At 54.6% G+C, this 21,498-nt stretch carries 20 protein-coding genes; 1 reads left to right on the top strand and 19 read right to left on the bottom strand.

Going from position 1 to position 21,498, the window contains the following annotated elements; genetic code table 11:
• Positions 1-6: 6 nt before the first annotated feature.
• A complete protein-coding gene (locus tag M0D42_RS01650; RefSeq protein WP_265019876.1) occupies positions 7-642 on the top strand; it encodes a response regulator transcription factor in 636 nt (211 codons plus the stop codon).
• A gap of 106 nt (positions 643-748) precedes the next feature.
• On the opposite strand, the gene M0D42_RS01645 is transcribed toward M0D42_RS01650, so the two are convergent.
• The 19 genes from M0D42_RS01645 to M0D42_RS01555 all read right to left on the bottom strand — a co-directional run bounded on the left by M0D42_RS01645 (position 749) and on the right by M0D42_RS01555 (position 21,450).
• Positions 749-2,176: a 3'-5' exonuclease gene (locus M0D42_RS01645; RefSeq protein ID WP_265019875.1), complete on the bottom strand. Its 1,428-nt coding sequence runs from the start codon at positions 2,174-2,176 to the stop codon at positions 749-751.
• Between the two features lie 2 nt (positions 2,177-2,178).
• Entirely contained in the window at positions 2,179-2,697 is a 519-nt protein-coding gene (locus tag M0D42_RS01640) for a hypothetical protein (RefSeq protein WP_265019874.1), read from the bottom strand.
• A gap of 3 nt (positions 2,698-2,700) precedes the next feature.
• On the bottom strand, positions 2,701-4,521 hold the full coding sequence (locus tag M0D42_RS01635; protein ID WP_265019873.1) for a DUF294 nucleotidyltransferase-like domain-containing protein: 1,821 nt from the start codon (positions 4,519-4,521) through the stop codon (positions 2,701-2,703).
• Positions 4,522-4,628: 107 nt separating this feature from the next.
• The gene (locus M0D42_RS01630; protein WP_265019872.1) at positions 4,629-6,416 is read right to left on the bottom strand and encodes a sodium:solute symporter family protein; all 1,788 of its coding nucleotides are present in this window, start codon (positions 6,414-6,416) and stop codon (positions 4,629-4,631) included.
• A gap of 4 nt (positions 6,417-6,420) precedes the next feature.
• Positions 6,421-6,681, bottom strand: coding sequence for a DUF4212 domain-containing protein (locus M0D42_RS01625; RefSeq protein WP_265019871.1), 261 nt, complete (start codon positions 6,679-6,681; stop codon positions 6,421-6,423).
• Between the two features lie 58 nt (positions 6,682-6,739).
• Positions 6,740-7,426 carry an adenylate kinase gene (locus tag M0D42_RS01620; RefSeq protein ID WP_265019870.1) on the bottom strand — a complete coding sequence of 229 codons (687 nt, stop codon included), beginning with the start codon at positions 7,424-7,426 and terminating at the stop codon, positions 6,740-6,742.
• Positions 7,426-9,393 (bottom strand): acetate--CoA ligase, encoded by a 1,968-nt coding sequence (gene acs, locus M0D42_RS01615; RefSeq protein WP_265019869.1) that lies wholly within the window; start codon positions 9,391-9,393, stop codon positions 7,426-7,428. Before acs ends, M0D42_RS01620 begins: the two co-directional genes overlap by 1 nt.
• A 579-nt stretch (positions 9,394-9,972) precedes the next feature.
• Positions 9,973-10,668 (bottom strand): RraA family protein, encoded by a 696-nt coding sequence (locus tag M0D42_RS01610; RefSeq protein ID WP_265019868.1) that lies wholly within the window; start codon positions 10,666-10,668, stop codon positions 9,973-9,975.
• A 1-nt stretch (position 10,669) separates the two neighbouring features.
• Positions 10,670-11,362, bottom strand: a complete 693-nt coding sequence (locus M0D42_RS01605) for an alpha/beta fold hydrolase (RefSeq protein ID WP_265019867.1) — start codon at positions 11,360-11,362, stop codon at positions 10,670-10,672.
• Positions 11,359-12,492 (bottom strand): cobalamin-independent methionine synthase II family protein, encoded by a 1,134-nt coding sequence (locus tag M0D42_RS01600; protein ID WP_265019866.1) that lies wholly within the window; start codon positions 12,490-12,492, stop codon positions 11,359-11,361. Before M0D42_RS01600 ends, M0D42_RS01605 begins: the two co-directional genes overlap by 4 nt.
• Before the next feature lie 21 nt (positions 12,493-12,513).
• A complete protein-coding gene (locus M0D42_RS01595; protein WP_265019865.1) occupies positions 12,514-13,482 on the bottom strand; it encodes a cupin in 969 nt (322 codons plus the stop codon).
• Positions 13,483-13,663: 181 nt separating this feature from the next.
• Positions 13,664-14,653: an ester cyclase gene (locus tag M0D42_RS01590; protein WP_265019864.1), complete on the bottom strand. Its 990-nt coding sequence runs from the start codon at positions 14,651-14,653 to the stop codon at positions 13,664-13,666.
• The gene (locus M0D42_RS01585; protein WP_419195953.1) at positions 14,650-15,693 is read right to left on the bottom strand and encodes a LacI family DNA-binding transcriptional regulator; all 1,044 of its coding nucleotides are present in this window, start codon (positions 15,691-15,693) and stop codon (positions 14,650-14,652) included. Before M0D42_RS01585 ends, M0D42_RS01590 begins: the two co-directional genes overlap by 4 nt.
• Positions 15,693-16,457 (bottom strand): SDR family NAD(P)-dependent oxidoreductase, encoded by a 765-nt coding sequence (locus M0D42_RS01580; protein ID WP_265019863.1) that lies wholly within the window; start codon positions 16,455-16,457, stop codon positions 15,693-15,695. The genes M0D42_RS01585 and M0D42_RS01580 overlap by 1 nt, the downstream gene beginning before the upstream one ends.
• Positions 16,454-17,506, bottom strand: coding sequence for an ester cyclase (locus tag M0D42_RS01575; RefSeq protein ID WP_265019862.1), 1,053 nt, complete (start codon positions 17,504-17,506; stop codon positions 16,454-16,456). Before M0D42_RS01575 ends, M0D42_RS01580 begins: the two co-directional genes overlap by 4 nt.
• Before the next feature lie 23 nt (positions 17,507-17,529).
• Positions 17,530-18,861, bottom strand: coding sequence for a histidinol dehydrogenase (hisD, locus tag M0D42_RS01570; RefSeq protein ID WP_265019861.1), 1,332 nt, complete (start codon positions 18,859-18,861; stop codon positions 17,530-17,532).
• 11 nt (positions 18,862-18,872) lie between these two features.
• On the bottom strand, positions 18,873-19,403 hold the full coding sequence (locus tag M0D42_RS01565; RefSeq protein WP_265019860.1) for an ester cyclase: 531 nt from the start codon (positions 19,401-19,403) through the stop codon (positions 18,873-18,875).
• A gap of 137 nt (positions 19,404-19,540) precedes the next feature.
• A complete protein-coding gene (locus M0D42_RS01560) occupies positions 19,541-20,422 on the bottom strand; it encodes a carbohydrate ABC transporter permease (protein WP_265019859.1) in 882 nt (293 codons plus the stop codon).
• A 2-nt stretch (positions 20,423-20,424) separates the two neighbouring features.
• Positions 20,425-21,450 carry a carbohydrate ABC transporter permease gene (locus M0D42_RS01555; RefSeq protein WP_265019858.1) on the bottom strand — a complete coding sequence of 342 codons (1,026 nt, stop codon included), beginning with the start codon at positions 21,448-21,450 and terminating at the stop codon, positions 20,425-20,427.
• Between the last annotated feature and the right edge of the window lie 48 nt (positions 21,451-21,498).

Genomic DNA, 21,498 nt, shown 5'->3' with positions numbered 1-21,498 from the left:
ACACCTATGGATCAATCAGTGGTTTTTCTTGTGGATGATGAAGAGGACGTCCGCACAACTTTGTCCCGCGCGCTCACAAAGCGCGGCTTTAAGGTTGTCGCCTTTGAATCCGCAAGGCATTTTCTTGATCAGTACCACAAAGAGCAACAAGGCTGTTTGGTGTTGGACTATGGCCTGCCCGAGATCAACGGGCTGGAACTTCAATCCTACATGAATGAGACGGAAATTACGCTTCCAGTCATTTTTATTTCGGGCCATGGCGGCATCCCTGAGACGGTCCAAGCCATGAAAGCCGGGGCAATCGACTTTCTGGAAAAACCCTTCCGTCAGAATGATCTCGTCGCTTGCATTCAGGCGGCGTTCGAACGCGACCAGCAGATGCGGCAGCAGGCTTCGGAACAAAACGATGCCAAAGAACGATTTGAACGCCTCACGTCCCGCGAAAAAGAAGTTGCGGTATTCATGATGGAGCACCCATCCAACACCGCCAGCAAGGAGATTGGACGTGCGTTGGATATCTCTCCTAGAACGGTGGACCATCATCGCGCGCGCATCCTCGAAAAGCTGGAGATCGGCTCGGTCATTGAACTTGTTGAGCTGTCTCAAAAGGTGATGCCAACTAAATCCGAATTTCCTTCTTAGAAGTCATTGAATGCTTCAGGACGGCTGGAAATCGGACGGTCAGCCCCCTACCTCACCTTGCCTGACATCAGACTTGCACTAAATCGCTCACGTGCAGGATGATGCGCTAAGCGATCACCCTGTCTTCATTGAGATCATTCAGAAGTCGCGAATGCCGTCGGGTTTCCTGCAAAAGATCACCGAAGGTTGTGACTCCTTTGCCCTGCAACAACGCGAGGAGTTTCAGGACTGCTTCAGCCGTTGCTTTGGCATCGCCCAGCGCAGTGTGGCGCAGTTCGCTAGGAATTGTGATCGATAGTCGCTCACAGAGAGCGTCGAGCGTGTGATCTGCAGTCGTGCCGAAAACCACTGCCGATAGCAGTACCGTGTCGAGCACAGGGTGATCCCATTTGACCCCGATCCGTTGCTCTTGTTGACGCAAAAGCCCGATGTCAAAGGGGGCATTATGGGCAACCAGTACAGCATCACGAGCGAACTTGTGGAAGTCTAGTCCTACCTTAGTGATATCCGGGGCATTCGCTACATCCGCGTCCGTCACCCCATGAATGCGTGTGGATGCGGCAGGAATGGCGCGATCTGGATTGACGTAGGCGTCTATGTGCTCCCCCTCGATGATGCGCCCGTTAAGGATGCGAATGGCAGCAATCTGCACAATCGCGTCTTCTTTAACCGACAACCCCGTGGTTTCCGTATCAAAGACTACCAGCGAAAGGTCTGAAAGCGCTGTGTTTTGAAGGTCTGCCGCAGCCCGGCTTTCAAGCAGGTCGAAATCGAAAACGAGCGGGCGCGCACTATCGGCTTCAGTCACGCCTCGTTCAAGATCAATGAAGATCATATCGCCATCGTCACCCAGAGGCTTCAATCGTGCATTGAATGTTGTTTGGTGATGAACATCCTGCAATGCAAATGATGAATTGCCAGCCCTGCTCTGCGGGCAGGATTTCGCATCTTCAATGGCAGCAGGGTCAAAGTAGTCCGACAATTGAGCCTTAAGGCGTGGCGGTGCGATCTGCGCAAGGATATCCGCGGCCTGCGTATCATAAAGAACAATCTCTCCCATCGCATTTACGAGAATTGTTGCGATAGGAATTTCACTCAGCAGTGCAGTAAGGCGCTGCCGTTCTTTTCGAAGCTGCACGGTTTCCTGAGAGACATTCGACTGGATAACTTCCAGCGACGCATCCATCGCCTGCGAGACAGCGCGAGCTGCGGGGGCCAAATCACCCAGATACCGCGCAGACTCATCGGTGATTTCCGCATCGACCCCGGCCTGTGCACGCAGACGCAAATTGGTTGAAAGTTGATCAATTGGGCGCGCAACATGCTCGTCAAAGAGAAACCAGATTCCCGTTAGAAATCCCACGTTCAAAAAGGCAAATATAAAGAAGGCTGTCGTAAAGGGCGCGGTTGGAAGCGCCTGCTCTGACCGAGACCAAGCGAATGTCAACGCTACCCCCGCCAATATGACAGCTCCGGTGGCCATGAGACCGAAGAAGAGGAAAATCCGAAAGCGAAGGGAAAGGTGTCCGAGCATGGTCAGGCCTTACAAACCATTGTTAGAATTGGATCTTCTGCCTCCATCGCTTGCCAATCTGCATTGGTCACCGTTCCATCGGCACCAAATTCTGCGCCATCAATCAGTAGCGCTGATCGGGACTTCTGGCAGTCAAACAGCATTGGTGCTTGACTTACCGGTGACCAGCGCCCGAAGAAATAAAGGTCAGCCAGTCTCTGCGCCGGGAGGTTTTCGTTTTTACGAAGCGTTGCTATATCAACGGCGACAAAGCGCTTTGTATAGGGCAAGACCTTCGTCCAAGGTCGGATCCAGCTTTCTTCATGAATCATCGTGGCGATTTCCACGCCTTCCGGCAGGCGTTCGGCAGTGCGATCAAACCAAGTGTATTCGTTGGAAATCGTCATGCCGATCATGCCCGCACCAGCCGCAATCGGCATCACCCATTTCGGCAGTCGTCGACCGGTCAGGATGTTCAGCACCATGGCCACGCCCGCGCAGGCGATACCAGCAAAGATGGTTGCGATAAGTTCAATAAACATGGGCTATCCTAACGCGCCTTTGCCTGATCCCGCGGCTGACTGCATGGTTTTGACAACCACAAAAGCATCGCGCAGATGGCTGCGCTCGAAATCTGAGAGATCGGAGGGATCAAGGTAGTTGTCCGGTTTCTGACCTGACTTTATCTGAGCAGCCTGATGTTTCAATCGTGTCATGGCGATGAGGTCATAGGCATCCAGCAGATCATCGCCACCCGACTTGGAAAGCAACCCGCGACGCACACCGGCCTCCAGGCGCGCACGTGTCGACACTTGGGTCAATTGCCCCTCCAAAGCATAGATGCGACCCAGATCGACAACCGGTACGACCCCGTTGTGTTTGAGGTCCAATTGATTGCGGTGGTCGCCAGACCGGATCGTCGCCAAGCCGCGCAGCAGGCCAAGCGGCGGGTGATGCTTCAGGGAGTTTGACACCATATGGGCCGTGAAGATCGAGTTCTTAGCCGCAGCCTTCAACGTGTCTTTCTGAAGATCACCAAAGAGGCTTTCGTCGCCACCAATAGCCCGTAAATCAAACATGACCGAGGCCAGCATCTGGGCTTCGGGATTTGGCGTGGCGATCCAGCCTTGGAAATAGTCTCGCCAGACAGAAATCGGCTGACACCAGCGCGGGTTGGTCGCCATCATGTCACCGGGGCAATAGAAGTAGCCGCAGGTCTCCAATCCATCGCTGACAAATTTGGCGAGCGCCGCAAAGTACGGCATGTCAGCCTCGGTAAATTCATCTGACAGGATCAGGCAGTTGTCTTGATCGGATACACCGGTCTGTTCTTGCCGCCCCTGACTGCCGCAGGCGAGCCAGACATATGGCACAGGAGGCTTGCCCAGCTTTTCTTCTGCCAATGCAAGCAAGCGCCGGGTCGCTGTATCGGCAATATCCGTGATCAGCCGGGTCACAACCTCGTGCCGGTTTCCGGCGTCTACCAACTGCACAAGCAACTGCGGGATTTCAATGGTCACGCTTGCCATCTGTTCAGCGGTTTCAGCCTTGGCAATGCGCCCAACCAGATCCGCCGAGGTCACGGCTTGTGCCCGCGTCAGATCGGTTTTGGTGATAATGCCCACAAGCTGACCGTCGTCCAAAATCGGAATGCTGCCGACGCCCTGCTCCACCATCAAATGCAATGCATCTGTTACCAATTCGTCTGATGCAAGCGTCAGGACTTCCTCGGTCACAATCTCAGCGATCGCGTCGGCGGTGTCTTTGCCTTCAACTATCACGCGACCATTCATATCGCGCAGGGTCACCAGACCTAAGAAATTCGCGCCATCTGTGATGCAGATTGTCGAGATGTGGCGCTCACGCATGATGCGGGCTGCATCTCGGATGCGCGTGTCCGGCGTACAGGTCACGGGGTTTGGTGTCATCCAGCGTTTCACTGGCGTTGTGGTCGGGTCAGTCTGCGCGGGCGCTGGTGGGCGGCGGCGATCAAAGAACTTGCCAACCGCGCTGTGCGCTTTGATCAGCGCATAAAACTGGTCCATCGGAACGGCGATGAGCGTTGTCTCAGAAACAACCGTAGCCGTGCGGCTGGAGGATTCTCCGCGAAGCAAGGCGCGCTCGCCAAATGAGTTGCGCGGACCTAGCAAAGACAGCTGCACACCGATCTCATCGGTGATCTCAACTTCTCCGCTCGCGATAATGTAGAGGTGCGTCGCCGTATCACCGACGGAGTAAACAACCTCTTCGGCAGAGAATTCTTGCGCCTGACAGGCCTGTGCCAAGGCCGTCAGATCACGTTCAGGCAAGCTGTCGTAAGGATGCACAGATGCGAGAAACTGAGTCAGATTTGTAGGAAGAGACATCACTTGGCCCTTCTGGCACATATCCTGTCAATTGAGGTTGAGCAGGATCAAATTCGATAAGTGTAAGGGGGAACACCGCCACCAAAGGGCAGCGGTGTTCGTGGTTTTTAGTGACCTTCGACAGCTGCGCCGGAGCCGCGTGGGATACGTACGCTCTCAACCAGGTCTTTGATCTCTTGTGGTGTTTCTTTGGTCGCGCCGGACACGAAGTACGCCACAACAAAGTTCACCAGAGCACCAATGGCACCAAAGGAGGTGGATTTGATTGGGCCAAGCAGCGGATCAGCATCTGTGAAGCTGTTTGTGCCTGGAACAAAGAACCAACCTTTGTGCAGGAAGATGTAGAGCAGTGTCACAACCAGACCTGCCAGCATACCTGCGACCGCGCCGGAGTTGTTGATGCGGGTGGAGAAGATACCCATCATCAGCGCCGGGAAGATCGAGGCTGCCGCCAGACCGAAGGCCAAGGCCACGGTTTGCGCTGCGAAGCCTGGAGGGTTCAGACCCAACAGAACCGCCACAACAATTGCTGCCGCCATGGAGAGACGTGCCGCCAGAAGTTCATTCTTCTCTGACATATTCGGTGTCAGCTGACCTTTCAGAAGGTCGTGAGACACAGCAGAGGAAATCGCCAAGAGCAGACCCGCGGCGGTAGACAGCGCTGCTGCCAGACCACCCGCAGCCACCAGACCGATTACCCAGCCAGGCAGGTTTGCGATTTCTGGGTTCGCAAGAACCAGAATGTCACGGTTGAACTTGGTCAGCTCGTTCCCTTGCCAGCCGTTTGCTTCGGCTTTGGCTTGCAGATCAGCACTCTTGTCGTTGTAGTACTGGATCTTGCCGTCGCCGTTCTTGTCTTCCCAGTCGAGCAGACCGGTTTTCTGCCAAGTCGCCATCCAGGCATATTCAGGCGCGGTTTCGATCTGCTCTACGCTGACCGCCTCGCCTTCAGTGCCGTTTGGCCACATCAGGTCAGAGATGTTCAAACGCGCCATCGCACCCACAGCCGGAGCTGTCAGATAAAGCAACGCAATGAAGACCAGTGTCCAGCCCGCAGACCAACGTGCGTCAGATACCTTAGGAACGGTAAAGAAGCGCATGATCACGTGTGGCAGACCCGCTGTACCAATCATCAGAGACAGGGTGAACAGAACCATGTTGATGGTGGAACCGTGCGCCGCTGTGTACTCTTTAAAGCCCAGATCGGTGACGATTTGGTCCAGCTTCTGAAGCAGTGGCTCGCCAGATGCAGAGTGCTCACCAAAGAGACCCAGAGCCGGGATTGGTGTACCTGTCAGCTGCAAAGAGATGAAGACCGCTGGGATAGTGTAAGCAGTGATCAGAACGCAGTACTGCGCCACCTGAGTGTATGTCACACCTTTCATGCCACCAAAAACCGCGTATGCGAAAACCACACAGGAACCAAGCAGCAGACCCCAGAAGGCGTCAATTTCAAGGAAACGACCGAAGGCAATGCCCACACCCTGCATCTGACCGATCACGTAAGTGATGGAAGCCACCAGCAGACAGATCACAGCTACCAGACGTGCAGTTGGGGAATAGAAACGATCACCGATAAATTCAGACACGGTGAACTTGCCGAACTTACGCAAGTAAGGTGCAAGAAGCAGTGCCAGCAGAACGTAACCACCGGTCCAACCCATCAGGAAGGAAGAGTTGTCATAGCCGGTGAAGGCAATGAGGCCCGCCATCGAGATGAAGGACGCCGCAGACATCCAGTCCGCCGCTGTCGCCATACCGTTGGTGACAGGGTGAACGCCGCGACCCGCAGCGTAGAATTCAGATGTGGAACCCGCACGGGCCCAGATCGCGATGCCGATGTAAAGCGCAAAGGACGCGCCCACAAACAGCAGGTTGAGTGTAAACTGATCCATCGTTTTATTCCTCGTCTACGCCGTGTTCACGATCCAAGGCATTCATGCGCCAGGCGTAGAAGAAAATCAGCGCCAAGAAGACCAGGATGGACCCTTGCTGGGCGAACCAGAAACCAAGGTCAGACCCACCGATGGTGACTCCCGACAGCATGGGGCGCAGGATAATCCCGAACCCGAAAGAGACCAGCGCCCAAATCACGAGGCTGATCTTAATAAGACGCATATTGGCGGCCCAATACGCGTTGTTGTCATCATTTTGGGACATGGAATGGCCCCTCCTTCCTTTTCCAACCGACCCTTAAAAGGTCTGTTTTTGTAAGCCATTAGGCGGTGACTTTCGTCACCACTTGGCTCAGGTTTGAAGCGATCTCCTCAATCGCTCCCATAGCGTCGATGCGCGACAGCGCACCGGAGCGTTCGTAATAGGCAATGAGCGGCGCGGTCTGGGCGTGGTAGGCGTCAAGCCGTTGCGCAACAGTTTCCGCGTTGTCATCGGCACGGCGTTTCATCTCGGTTGACCCGCATTTGTCGCAGGTGCCGGACATTGCCGTTGGTTTGAATGTGTCGTGATAGCCTTCGCCGCAGTTCCCGCAGGTGAAGCGGCCGGAAATGCGATCCACCATGGCCGCGTCCTGCACTTCCATGCTGATGGCTGCATTCACAGACTGACCACGCTCTTCCAGAAGCGCGCCCAATGCGTCTGCCTGCACAGTCGTGCGTGGGAAGCCATCCAGGATCACACCTTTGGCGCAATCAGGTTCTTCCAGGCGGTCCCGCAGAATGGCAATCACAATGTCATCGCTGACAAGATCGCCTGCTTCCATCACGGCCTTTGCGGCTTTACCCGCGTCGGTACCTGCCGCCACGGCTTCGCGCAGCAGATCACCGGTAGACAGTTGAACCAGCCCAAATTTTTCTTCCAGCATCCGCGCCTGCGTGCCTTTGCCGGCCCCGGGAGGGCCAAGCAAAATCAAGACAGTCGCCGCTGTAGGTGTCGTCGCGCCGTCCACTACGCGTCCGCCTTGTTCATGCGGTTTTCAATCAGATCGTCCACAACGGAGGGATCAGCCAGCGTAGAGGTGTCGCCCAGAGAGCCAAAGTCATCCTCAGCGATCTTGCGCAGGATGCGACGCATGATCTTGCCAGAGCGGGTCTTGGGGAGACCGGGTGCCCATTGAATGAGGTCCGGCTTGGCAATCGGGCCGATTTCGGTGCGAACCCAGGTTTCGAGCTCTTTGCGCAGCGCGTCAGAGGGCTCTTCGCCATTCATCAGGGTGACATAGGCGTAGATGCCCTGCCCTTTCACGTCATGCGGATAGCCCACCACAGCGCTTTCGGCCACTTTCGCGTGTGCAACCAGTGCGCTTTCGACCTCGGCGGTGCCCATGCGGTGACCTGATACGTTGATCACATCATCGACGCGACCGGTGATCCAGTAGTCGCCATCTTCGTCGCGACGGCAACCGTCACCGGAGAAGTAGTAACCCTTGTAGTCACTGAAATAGGTCTTCTCGAAGCGTTCGTGGTCGCCCCAGACGGTGCGCATCTGACCCGGCCAGCTGTCCTTCATGCAGAGAACACCGTCAACACCGTTGCCTTCGACGATTTCACCTGAAGTCGGTTCCAGTACAACAGGTTGCACCCCAAAGAACGGCTGCTGGGCAGAGCCAGGTTTCAACTCGGTTGCGCCCGGCAGAGGCGTCAGCATGTGACCGCCGGTTTCGGTCTGCCAGAAAGTGTCGACGATCGGGCAGTTCCCTTTGCCGACAACCTCGTTGTACCAGTTCCAGGCTTCCGGGTTGATTGGCTCACCAACGGAACCAAGCACGCGCAGATCGGACAGGTCGTATTTCTCAACCCATTCGTTGCCCGCCCCCATCAGGGCACGGATTGCAGTAGGCGCTGTGTAGAACTGATTGACCTTGTGTTTCTCACAGACTTCCCAGAAGCGACCCGCATCTGGGAAAGTTGGCACGCCTTCAAACATGATCGTGGTCGCGCCATTGGCCAGCGGGCCATAGACGATGTAGCTGTGGCCGGTGACCCAGCCCACATCAGCCGTACACCAGAAGACATCACCATCCTGATAATCAAAGGTGTACTGATGCGTCATCGACGCATAAACCATGTAGCCGCCCGTGGTGTGCACAACGCCCTTAGGCTGACCCGTGGAGCCGGAGGTGTAGAGAATGAACAGCGGATCCTCGGCGTTCATCTCTTGGGCTGGGCACTCGTCAGATGCAGCTTCCGCCAGCGCGTTGTAATCGTGGTCCCGATCCGTCCAGGTGGTCTGGCCGCCAGTGCGTTTCACCACGAGGCACTTCACGTCGTCTTTGCACTGCAGGAGCGCTGTGTCGGTGTTGGATTTCAGAGGGGTTTCTCGTCCGCCTCGGGGGGCGAAGTCCGCGGTGATCACAAGTTTCGCGTCACATCCGTTGATCCGCGCCCCGAGCGCGTCCGGGGAGAAACCGGCAAATACGATGGAATGAATGGCGCCAATTCTAGCACATGCCAGCATGGCATAGGCGGCTTCCGGGATCATCGGGAGGTAGATGATAACCCGGTCGCCTCTGCTGACACCGAGGTTCTTCAGAACATTTGCCATCTTGCTGACGGACCGGTGCAGGTCGTTATAGGTGATGTGTAGTGGGTCTTGCTTGGATGTGTCATCCGGCTCCCAGATGATCGCTGTCTGATCACCGCGCGTCGCCAAATGACGGTCGATGCAGTTCGCGGAAGCGTTCAGCGTACCGTCTTCAAACCAGCGTATGTCGATATTGCCCGGTTCAAAGGATGTGTTCTTCACCCTGGTGAACGGCTTGATCCAGTCAATCCGCTGACCGTGTTCCGCCCAAAATCCTTCCGGATTGGATACGGATTCACCATACATCGAAGCATAGACATCCGCCGTTACTTCGGGCTTTGAATTGCGATTTGCAGACGGATCTGCGGCATACTGATTATCATCAAGTGTCACTAATTTTCCTCCCTATGCTGCAATTGAAAACGCCGGTGAGGCATTCTCAAAAACAGTGCTGGGCGCATTCTAGGCAGCGAAACTGAATAATTAATGGCTCGGAGGAAATTCTTTGACAGAATTGTAAATATATACAAATACCAACGGACTAAATTAGTAAATTAATTTTCAATCGCCGTGTTTTTGTTGTATTTACGTAGAGTTAGCCCGCAAGCAAACGCGCAGCGTATGTGTAACAACTCCCAACAACATGAACGGAGTGAGACAGTCGACTATTTCTGCATTGCGGCAAAGCGTCACACTGATTTTGACAGGCAACCTTTGGACCCGTCTTAACCCAGCCTGATCCACGATTCATCAGGACGATTTCGAGCGGTCTTTCGACCCTATTCTTTAAATGGATTTGAATAAGTCGCGGCCTCAAAAAACCATTCGATGTCTGAGGGTCATCGTTTCTAAAAAATTCACAGATTGCACCTAAGCCTTGATGAAGTGGCCATATTGGTGCCTCTTTGAGCGAACCAGAATGTAAAATCTCAAACCGAGTGAAAAGACGCCAGCTTCATGAAAAGAATTCCATCAGGTGCGCGCGCGCTCGAATTTTGACCAAGCTTCAGCGAACTTTTCAAAGTCGAAATCATCTGCCCGCGCTGCATCGAGGATGATGCCCTCTGTCGAAAGCAGTTTGTTAATCGCGGCTTCCAAATTCGGCACAACGTCCTCAGGGATCACGACCGCCCCGTGCTGATCGGCATGTACAAGATCCCCATCTTTGACATTTAGACCGAAAATCTCGACCTGCGTTCCTATCTCTTTCACATGAACGAACCCGTGGCTTGGGCCAACTGACCCCGCAATGACAGGGTAGCCTTCCGGTACGTCCCCGAGGTCACGCATGACGCCGTTTGTCAGCGTGCCAGCAATGCCAAACCCTTTGTGAACTGTCGTGTTGATCTCTCCCCAGAAAGCTCCGATGCAATCTGGAAAATCCATGTCTTCAATTACAGTAATCGCCGGACGAGCCCCGGTGGCCATATGCTTGTAATAGGCCATACGGCGTTCTTTGATCACTTCGGGGGCCTCTGTCGGTGGATTCACCGCAGCGATCTTTGCTGTGCGCGCGAACCCCACGATGGCCCCCTCTTCTGGCGCTGAGCAGAGCATGGTACCGCGCGTGAAATTGTTAAAGCCGCGTTTACCCTGCGCTACTTCGATGGCGTTGCAGACAGTTGGTGTATCTACGGATTGCAGCAACTTTAGAAGAGATGGTGTCATATTAGCGCTCCAACCAGCGGCGCAGGGCCGCGTTGGTCTGTTCAGGTTGTTCAAGGGTGGGCAGATGACCTGCCTTTTTGACGATCTCAAGCTGACTTTGGGGCAGCAATTCATGCATCAAGCTATGGCGATCCAAAGGACAAAGCGCATCGTCTTCGCCCATCAGAACCAGCGCAGGGCCGTTGAAAGATTTCAACGTCTCTGTCTGATCTGGACGGGATGCAAGCGCGTTGGATTGATCCACAAAAACCTCTGAGCCGAGATCAGTGGCCATGGCCATGCAAAGATCAAGTATGGCACCAAGGTTTGGACCATCCGATAGATAGTTAGGTTTCATTTCGTCTCGCATCACACGGCGCAGCTCTCCTGCCTTTGCGGCTTCGATCTGAGGTATGCGACCGCGTTTAACTTCGTCTTTCTCTGCCAGCGGATTGGTATCAAGCAAAGCCACGCGTTCCACCCGATCGGGAGCAAGGCGCAGGATTTCCATGGCAACGATGCCGCCCATGGATAACCCTGCAAGTGCGAACCGCTGAGGCGACGCTGCCAAGATTTGAGCGGCTAGGCTTTCGATCGTGTCCTGCCCTACCAAAGGGTGGCACATGACTGGATGCCGGCCAGAAAACGCATTGATTTGCGGCCCAAAAAGCCGCGCATCACACATCATTCCCGGCAGAAAGACGATTGGGGTCACAGGCGCTCCGATACCAGAGCCGCACCATCAGACAGCGCTTTCAGCTTGGCGTAGGCGATGTCAGGTTCGACAGCCCCAAAGCCTGCGAAAGTGCCAAAGCCACAGTCAGAGCCCGCGATCACGCGATCCGCGCCCACGATGTCCACAAATCGTTCGATCCGTTGCGCAACTAGTTCTTCGTGCTCGATGAAGTTGGTGGTTGTATCCACAACACCCGGCACCAGCACTTTATCATCCGGGATCTCGGCCTTGCGATCTTTGAACACGGCCCATTCATGGGCGTGGCGCGGGTTGGAGGTTTCAAAGAGCAGATACTGCGCCTTGGTGGACATCAGCGTGGTGAATACCTTGTCCATCGGAATGTCGCAGCAATGCGGACCCTCGTAGTTGCCCCAACAGATGTGCACACGGACCTTGTCAGACGGCACGTTCTGCAGCGCGTGGTTCAGCGCTTCCACGTGCATATTGGCGACCTTGAGAAACTCCTCGTCGCTCATGTCAGCAAAGAGCATATGGCGTGACAGCGCCAAGTCTGGGCAATCCAGTTGCAGATCCAGACCAGAAGCCACGATGGTCTCGTATTCGTCTTTCATGGCATCCGCCAAAGCCGCCAGATAAGCCTCGCGATTTTTGTAGTGGCTGTTTTGCAGGAACAGAGAAATAACCCCTGGAGACGCCGCATTCATGAACCCACGGGTAGCGCCATGGGCCTCCATTGCGGCCTTGAGGTTATTGATGTCGTTCTCAAGATCATTGGTACCCTTCGATGTCACCTCACCCGTGCACATTGGGCGCGCGTAGGTCGGTGTGCCACCGTCATCCGCAAGGCGCTGTAGAAAACTTGGGAACATCTTGAGGTCCGCAGGTGCATTACGCGGGCTGTCACCGGAGAAACCTGTGTAGCGATCTTTGACGTAGGTCGCGTAGGAAATCTTGGAGGTTTCACCGTCGCTGACAATATCAACACCCGCCTCGACCTGTTTGCGTACGGTTTCAGACACGGCTGATGTCATGCAGCTGTCGAACGCAGATTGGTCGTAGGGCTGTTCCTTTTCACGCGCGAAAATGAAATCGACCACTTCTTGGGTGCGGGGCAAAGAGCCCACATGGGATGTTTGGATCTTGGCCATATGGGCTCTCCCTTCTTGCGTTTAGTTACCAGTCCAAGTGGCGCCGGCTGGATCGTCGGTAGCGGTGATGCGATAGAGACCCGCGTCGCCTGTCATGGATGGTTCAATCGAATAGCTTTCGCCGTCCAGAACCAGAACCGTGTCGCCGCTTGAAATGGTGGTTTCAACGTCTTCAACGCGCACTTTCCAGTGGCCGCTGGCAGGCATCAGGACCACGGGTTTCTTGGCCTTCACCACGTCTGATGTGCTTGAGCCACGTGACAGGAAGTCGACCTCAAAACCTGGCTTATCCTTGATCACGCCATTTTCGCCGATCACAACAGCAGGTTTATTAGAGGACAGCGCCATCAAATCCCAGTAGCGCGCGACATAAGACCCGATGACGTCTTCGACGGGCACTTCTGGATAGTCTTTGAGTTCTTCCTCTGTCAGCAGTGGCATTGGACGCACATTGTGCGGCAGTTCTTCGCCTTTTTTGCTGTCGTAGAGCACACCATTGTCACCCAACATCAGGCCATGTGCTTGCGCGTCTTCGATCACCTGAGGTGCCCATGTCACGCCGCCACCAGCATCATCGCCGCCCAGCATGGACATGATCATCCCATAGTCCTGCCCTACGTTCTCAAAGCCGCGGAAAATGCCTGTTGGGATGTTAAAGATGTCGCCTTCTTCAGCGATGAACTCACCCGCTGTGCCATAACGCCCCCAGAAGAAGCGCCAGCGTCCCTTGGCCACAAAAAACACCTCGGCAGTTGTATGGGAGTGCAGAGAGTTACGGCATTTCGGAGGTTGACCTGCCGCACCAATATTAAAGCCGATCTTGTCGGTGATATGGACGTGCTGGTCTGGACTTTCAGAGACGCCCCCACCGATAATGGTGAAGTTTTCTTTCTGATCGCTGCCCGGTGTGTGAGCGTCGATAAAGGCTGTTTTACAAGGTTTCAGCTCACCATAACGAACGATGCGGCTTTGAATGGATGATTTGGACATTTCAGTATTCCTAATGAATTTCAGATGGTTGCGCGTTTCCAAAATGGAGACACGCCTCATCCCGGCGGGTGCAGGTTCAACCGTCTAGAGCGCAGACTTTGGCGGAACATATGGAACCGCCGCGTAGCACGGGTTTCATGCACCCCTTTGTTCAGGGTTTGATATGTCAGGGCTGCGCCCATCATAGGTCTCCGGTTTGCAGCAGGATCTGTTTCCAGATGGCCACTTCGTCATACAGCGTATATTCGCGACGGATTTTAGGCTCACCAGAAATCAAAGCACCGAACTCCGCATGGCTGATGCCCAGAACGTAAACATCTTTACCAGTCGGCGCACCAAACACCCCCCAACCGTCGTGTTTACCTTGCAGGCTCCAACGGATAGCAGCGCGAGGTGGCATCATTGGATCGTCGCGACCGATCTGGTGTTCGACCTTGAAAGTCGCGTTCGGGAAGGAAGCCCGCAAACCCATCCAGAACTGATCGACAGCGCCCCAGCTATGGCCCGTATCACCACCCGGATACTCACCTTGCACTGCTCGGTCATATTCCTGCGGGATGACCGAGAAATCGGCTGACATGATACGGTTCAAAATGTCGGCGTAGCGCTCACCCCATTCATTGTCATTCCCGGTGCCTTTATAGGGCCCTTCGATATCGCTGGCAGGCGTCAGTGGTTTCACACAGGCATCAGGTCCGCCTTCGCGAGCGATCTGATCACGGGCGAACTCAACCGGATCCCAGCCCATCTGGCGCACGACCGCGCTGTTGTCGCGGATCAACCATTCATCATTAATTGCGTTATTCACTGCATGGCAGTCGGCTAAGATACGATAGCGCAGAGGTTTCCCGGTCGCCTTTCCAAAGGCGCCATCTCCCAGATGAGTTGCCGTTGATAGGATACGATGAGAGCTCAGCATGCCCGTTTCCGGAGTACCGGACCAGATTACATCTTCGCCAAACAATGTCCGATCAGGGAATTCTGCCAATGTCTGTGCGGTTGCGCCGATGACCCCCTGATTGCCCGTCGAGACCGATCCTGGCATGCGCACAACGATGTCTTTGGCATAGTATTCATGCAGCGTGGCCAGTCCACGATCTTCCCAGATCTCCTTGGTGATCCCGATTATATAATCCGGGAAGTCTTTGAACTTGGGATCGAAACCCTTCATGTCGTACTCTTATCTTTGGGCCAGCCCGCGGGAATACGGGCCGAACTTCGCACCACGAGCGGGCCATCGATGGCGACCCTGCGCGGGCAAGCTGTTTCTGGTGATTGAATGTGCTCCATTAGCGCATCCACGGTTTCTTCCACCATCGTATTTGCGCGCTGGCGCATGGTGGTTAAATCATAGCCTCGCCATGCGGCCGGCGGCACGTCGTCATACCCCACGACAGACACATCTTCGGGCACGCGCAGGCCCAAATCATGGCGGATCACATCCATCACAGCAAAGGCCATATGATCATTGGCGACAAACACTGCATCCGGGCGCTGATCGGCTGGTACATCGAACATTTCTCGCGCTGCTTCACGCGCTTTATCGCTGTGAAAATCCCCGACTGTGCGCGAAAAGATTTCACGCCCGGCATCTTGCAAAGCCGCTCGAAATCCAGCTTCACGATCCCGTTGGGTGGACGCTCCGTCCCAACCGGCGATATAGCCGATGCGCTCATGGCCACCAGCCACAAGGAACTCCGCAATTTTTCGACCACCGGCATAATTGTCCGAAGTGATTGAAGTAATACCCTCAATGTCCTGGCTTCGGTTAAAGAGCACAATGGGAACACCGGCTTGCGCACAACGCGAAGCGATATCTGAGGACATGGCCACAGAGGCCATTACGATACCATCCACCTGATAATCGAGAATTTCCTCCATCACGCCATCGACGTTCTGAGCCGTTTGTTTGCTCATGAAAACCAGCACGTGATAGCCCTGTTCCTGCAAAGCATTGGACAGTTTTTCCAATGTCTCCGGATAGAAGAAGTTTTCGAGGTAGGCGACAACCAACCCGATGATGCGGCTTTTGCCTTTGACCATAGCGCGGGCTAAAACATTCGGCCGATAGCCCAAATCCTTTGCAGCCTCGCGAACCTTTTCAGCGGTCTTTTTAGACACAGATGCTCCAGGCGTGAAAACACGAGAAACAGCCGATTGGCTGACCCCTGCACGACGGGCCACCTGAAGCGATGTGACCTTTTCCTTCATCAGCCGGCTGTCCAACCTCCGTCAATTAGCAGTGATGTGCCAGTGACCATAGCAGAGGCATCCGACGCCAGATATTGCACCGCCCCCATAATGTCTTCCACCTCGCCAACGCGGTCTAGTTTGATCTTGCTCATGATCCAATTCACGCGCTCCGGGTCCGCAAAAGTCGGCTCGGTAAACGGGGTGCGAATGAAGGTCGGGCAGATCGAATTGATGCGGATACGCTGCTTGCCCCACTCCATGGCCATGGATTTGATCATACCTTCAAGGCCATGTTTACCCGCACAATAAAGTGCGCGGTCGATGCCTCCGGTGTGACCCATCTGGCTGGAAATGTGAATGATTGAGCCGGGCTTCCCAGCCGCGATCATCGCTTTGGCTGCGCGCGCGGACAGGAAGTAGGCAGAGCGGAGGTTCACATGCATAACCGCGTCATAGTCTTCTTCAGTGGTGTCGATGGACGCGCTATGACGCGCAATACCCGCTGAATTGACGACAACATCAAATGCATGCTGCGCCATAACGCCTGAAAGCGCAGTGACGTCGCCTTGATCCAGTGTCAAAGCATAAGCTTCGTACCCCGCGTCAATCATCGCTGCCACGGCCTCGTTTAGCCGCTCCGCCCCGCGCGCCGCGCAATAGGTCTGCGCCCCTGCCTCGGCTACGGCCACAGCACAGCCGAGCCCAATACCTGAGGACGCGCCGGTGACAAGAACCTTTTTACCGCTAAGGTCAAAGGATGGGGTTTTAGGTAGCTCGGTCATGCATCCATTCCTGTGGGCACGGTGATTGATCCCAAATTACGGGCTTTGTTGAATTCGCGCATACGCGCAAAAACATCAGTGCCCAATTGTTTGTAAACGTCCAATAGATCGACCAGCACCCAGTTTTCTCGGATTTTTCCGTTCTCAACCCGCCAGAAGTCCAATGATCGCAGCGTGATCTTTTTCCCGGTAGGAGGCAAGCCCAGCCAGCCATCAGCCGAATGAGTCTGTGCCATATTGGGCCACCCAGTTACAGCGGCATATGGGCCGTCGCCAAAGAAGTGATGGGTGATTTCGTCTTGGTACTGCCCGCGGTCTGGCATCGCTGCCAAGAATGGGATTTGGTGCCAGTTTCTGAACCCAGACATGCCCCGCGCGGAACCAATTCCCGCAGGTCCATACCAGCTGACATTAGGGTGCCAGAACCGATCGAATTCCATAACCTCAGGCCCACCCTGCGACGGGTACCGCACGAGGTGTTTGAGCATGTCCATGATCAGCCGACAGGAAGCGTTGCTTTCCTCCTCGTTACGAGGAGCACCGACAAGCCCATTTTGCAGGGCCGGTCCCGGTACCAACCATTCACGGCCCAAAGATGGTGCCAGCGGCCAGGCATTGGCTTGCATCATGACCTCTGGGATATCCCAGATGGCTTGAACCTCAGCGATTTTGCCATCCTCAAAACGGTAAAATTCGTGAAAGCGCATGGAAGCTTGATGGCCGGTTGGCGGGATTTCCAACCATGGAGCCAAGAATGTACCCGTGTAATACCCACCGCATCCAACCCATTCAGCACCTTGATCATCTGGTCCAGCGACGACGATGAAATCGCGGCGTTCCAAATCGGGCCAGGCTTTGTTCAAGCCTGCAAATGCGCTGTCATAAAACTCTTCTGGCCCCGTCACATCGCCAAATGGATGACAAAGGCGCACGAGCGCATCGGCGGCAATGACATTAGCCATCGCCGCCTGAACCTTAGATGGTTCAAAATCATACAAAGCCGTCCTAAGCAGAGCCAAAAGCGCTTTGTTTTGATTGTGTTGATCCATTGGTTTCACTTAGTGTTAGCGGTTTACTCAGCCGCGTCCCGATAAGGTGCACCTTCTCCGTAGGGCACGTTGATGCCGCCGTAACGGCGCACGCGGATGTTGCATTGCTCTGCGTGACCCACAAAGCCTTCCAACATGCACAGACGCGAGCCGTATTCGCCGATCAGGGTCGCCGCCTCATCGGTGGTGACTTTCTGATAGCTGTGTGTTTTCAGATACTTACCGACCCACAGACCACCCGTATAGCGGCCAGCCTTTTTGGTTGGCAGTGTGTGGTTGGTCCCAATCACCTTGTCACCGTTAGAGACATTGGTACGTGGGCCAAGGAACAGAGCTCCATAGCATGTCATGTTTTCAAGGAACCAATCGTCGCGATCGGTCATGACCTGAACGTGTTCGGATGCAATGTCATCCGCCACTTCCAGCATCTCGTCATAAGTGTCGCAAACGATCACTTCGCCGTATTCTTCCCAGCTGACGCGTGCGGTGTCTGCGGTTGGCAGAATACCGAGAATGCGGTCGATTTCTTCTAGGGTCTCTTCCGCAAGTTTCTTGCTATTGGTCAGAAGCACACAAGGACTGTTATAGCCATGCTCTGCCTGTCCCAGTAGATCAGTGGCGCAAAGCTCTGCGTCCGCCGCGGTTTCATCCGCGATAACCATGGTCTCGGTCGGGCCTGCAAAGAGGTCGATACCGACACGACCAAAGAGCTGCCGTTTGGCTTCCGCAACAAAGGCGTTGCCTGGGCCAACCAGCATGTGGACCGGATCAATGGTCTCTGTGCCGATCGCCATAGCACCAATCGCCTGAATGCCGCCCATGACATATATTTCATGCGCACCGCCAAGGTGCATCGCCGCGATCACAGCCGCATTTGGCTTACCTTGGAACGGCGGAGTGCAGGCGATGATGCGTGGCACACCGGCGACAGAGGCAGTTGCCACAGACATATGGGCAGAGGCAACCATCGGGAATTTACCTCCCGGGACATAGCAGCCCACGGATTGCACTGGAATGTTCTTGTGGCCCAGGATCACACCCGGCATCGTTTCCACTTCGATATCAAGCATCGAATCTCTTTGTGCTTGGGCAAAGTTGCGCACCTGTTCCTGCGCGAACTTGATATCCGCCAGTTCTCGGTCAGAAAGAGATGCAATGAGCGTCTCGATCTGATCCTGCGACAGGCGGAAGCTTTCCGGAGAGTAGTTGTCGAATTTCTCCGACAATTCTCGAACGGCCGCATCGCCGCGTACGTCGATATCCTTCAGTGTGGCTTCCACAACTGCGCGGGTTTTTGCGTCGTCTTCAGCACGATCAGCTTCGGGTTTGCCGCGTTTCAGATATTCGATGGTCATCCTAATGATCCTCAGTTGTCAGGACGTGGAGCCACTTTCACTCCACGATCAAATGCTTCCCAGCCATGGCCATTGAAAAGATCGACACCCAGTTGGGCGGCGACATGGGCGAAGTCCACATTCACCCAGTTGTCCACGATCTTGCCGTCGACAACTTTCCAGAAGTCCATGTAGCGGATTTCCACCCGCTTGCCGGTTGGGGCAATCCCCAGAAATTCGCCACTGTGGGTGGCTTCCTGGCGGCCAAAGGCGGCCGCCCATTCGCCCATGTAAAGGCGCGCTTCGTCGATACAGGTCTTGTCCGAGAACGCCGCCTGGAAGGGACGCTGCCAGTTATCCTGAAACTCCTTCAGCCCGGTTTTTGTGCCGCAGCCTTGGTTGCCCATCCAGCGAAACCCTTTGCTGAAAAACTCACCGATATCATCGATCCGGTGATCGTTCAGACCGTCGACCATGCCTTCGATGACAGCGCGGGTTTCTTCAGATTTGCTCAGGTCCGTGTCCTTTGTCAGAACGGCCTGTTCTGGGCGTGAGCCTTTCATGTTTGTCCTTTCAGTATGCCAAGGGAATTGAAGTAGAGGGGTAGAACGAGGGGAAACCCCGCCTTACTTCAGAAAATCCCTTGGCATCCTGTTCAGTGCAGGATGGCGCGCCATCGCGCCATGTCTTGAGTTCGAGCTCATCCTTTGACGGCCCCTGCTGTCAGTCCGGAAACGATCTGACGCTGGAAAAAGAGAACCATCACAAAGAGCGGAGCGGTCGCAGAGACAACAGCGGCCACTGCAAACATCACATTGCCTTCGGTCTGAGTAGTTCCGAGGAAGGCGTTGATCGCTGGGATCATGGTCCGATTGTTTTCATTCAGGATCATCTGGGTCACAGCAAAGTCGTTATAAGCCAAGAGGAAGCTGAAGAGACCAGTTGTGATGACGCCTGGCCACATCACCGGAATGATCACACGACGGAAGGCCTGGAACTGTGTGCACCCATCAACTTTGGCGCTTTCATCCAGTTCTTTCGGGATCGATTCAAAGAAGGAATGCAACATCCACAGAGTAAAAGGCTGGTTGATCGCCACAAGAACGATAATCGCAGTCGGCAGGTAGCCCCAGACGTTGTATTGGAAGAACACAGGTAGGTAACCGGACACCAGAGTGATTGGTGGGATCGCACGAAAAATCAGAGCGATAATCAGCAGCCAAAACACGTATTTGTAACCTGAGCGCGAAAGTGCGTATCCACCCAGCGTACCGATCGTCAGAGAGGTACAAACTACGAAGATACAAACGAAGCTGGTGTTGATCACATTGCGCCAGAAGGCCTCTTGGGCCCAAGCACCTTCATAGCCGACGCCAGTAAAGGGTGACCCATATGTACGTTCGGTATTCGCCCCGGTCAGGGCATTGGTCCAATCCGCAATGGAGAAGAAATCGAGTTCGACTTTGAAACTGCCCCATAGCGTCCAGAGGAATGGAAAGGCCGCCATCATCAACCAGACAACAACAAAGGCCCAAAGCGCAATTTTCAGTGGCAGCGGTTTACGGGTTGCAACACTCGACATGATTAGCTCCGTCCTTTGAAGTCACGCCATGTACGTACCAGCACGGGCGATAGAAGAATGGCGACACCGATAACCGTCAGCACCGAAGTTGTAGCTGCGGCCGACAATTGTTGGGTTTCGCCTCCAAGGTCGTTGAAGATTATCCAGCTGAGCGAGGTCGCATGGGCCTCAGCACTAAAGCCCACGATTGGTTCAAAGACGCGGAAGTTATCCATAAGCTGAATGAGCGCCACGAATGTCACCAATGGCATCAGGTGCGGAATGGTGACAAATCGGATCTGCTGCCAGCGTGTCGCGCCGTCGATCTGAGCAGCTTCAATCGTGTCCTGTGGCACGGTCTGGAGACCAGCATAGAAAACAACAAAGGCGAATGGCGCAGAAGACCAAATCCCGTAGATAATCAGAGAAACCCACATCAGCGGCGAAGAGGCCTTTAGCGATAGATCGGGATCGTCCGCTAAGTAAGAAATTAGATTCCCCAAGACGCCGCGACTGTCGATCATCCAGAACAGGATCAAAGAGCCAACCAACGGGGTCACGATCATCGGCAGCAAGGAGAAGAAGATGACAAAGCCTTTTAAGTGCCGGTTCAGCGCATTCACGGAAATCGCAATGAAAAAGCCCAGTGCGATCAGAAGCGGTGTGCATACAAAGGTGTATGTCAGCGTAAAGGCCATCGCACGATAGAATGGCAGATTGTAAATCGTGCTGAAAAACTCTCCGACGGTTGGTGATGTGCGCCATGCCTCACCGACCTCAGCAACTGCGAGATGGCCTCGGTCAAGATACACATCCAGCCCAACGAAACGTCCCATTGGCTGAGATTCTCGCAATTCAGCGGTGGCTTCCTGGTCGATCGAGGTTTCTTGCGTACATCCGAACGGTCCACAGTTTTCGACTGTGACAAATACCGCTTCATGAGGTGCAAACAGAGATTGCGAGATGATCGAGATCAACGGCATGGCAATGAACAAAAGCATTGCAAGGCCCGTAGGTAGGAAAAACCAGAAGAAGGTGCGATGTTTCATGGCTGCTCCGGCAGGTCAGAGGGGTGTTGAGAGGAGGCCAAAGCCCCC

The sequence above is a fragment of the Cognatishimia activa genome (genome assembly GCF_026016445.1).
Lineage (GTDB): Bacteria > Pseudomonadota > Alphaproteobacteria > Rhodobacterales > Rhodobacteraceae > Cognatishimia > Cognatishimia activa_B.
This window is presented reverse-complemented; position numbering and strand designations above follow the sequence as displayed.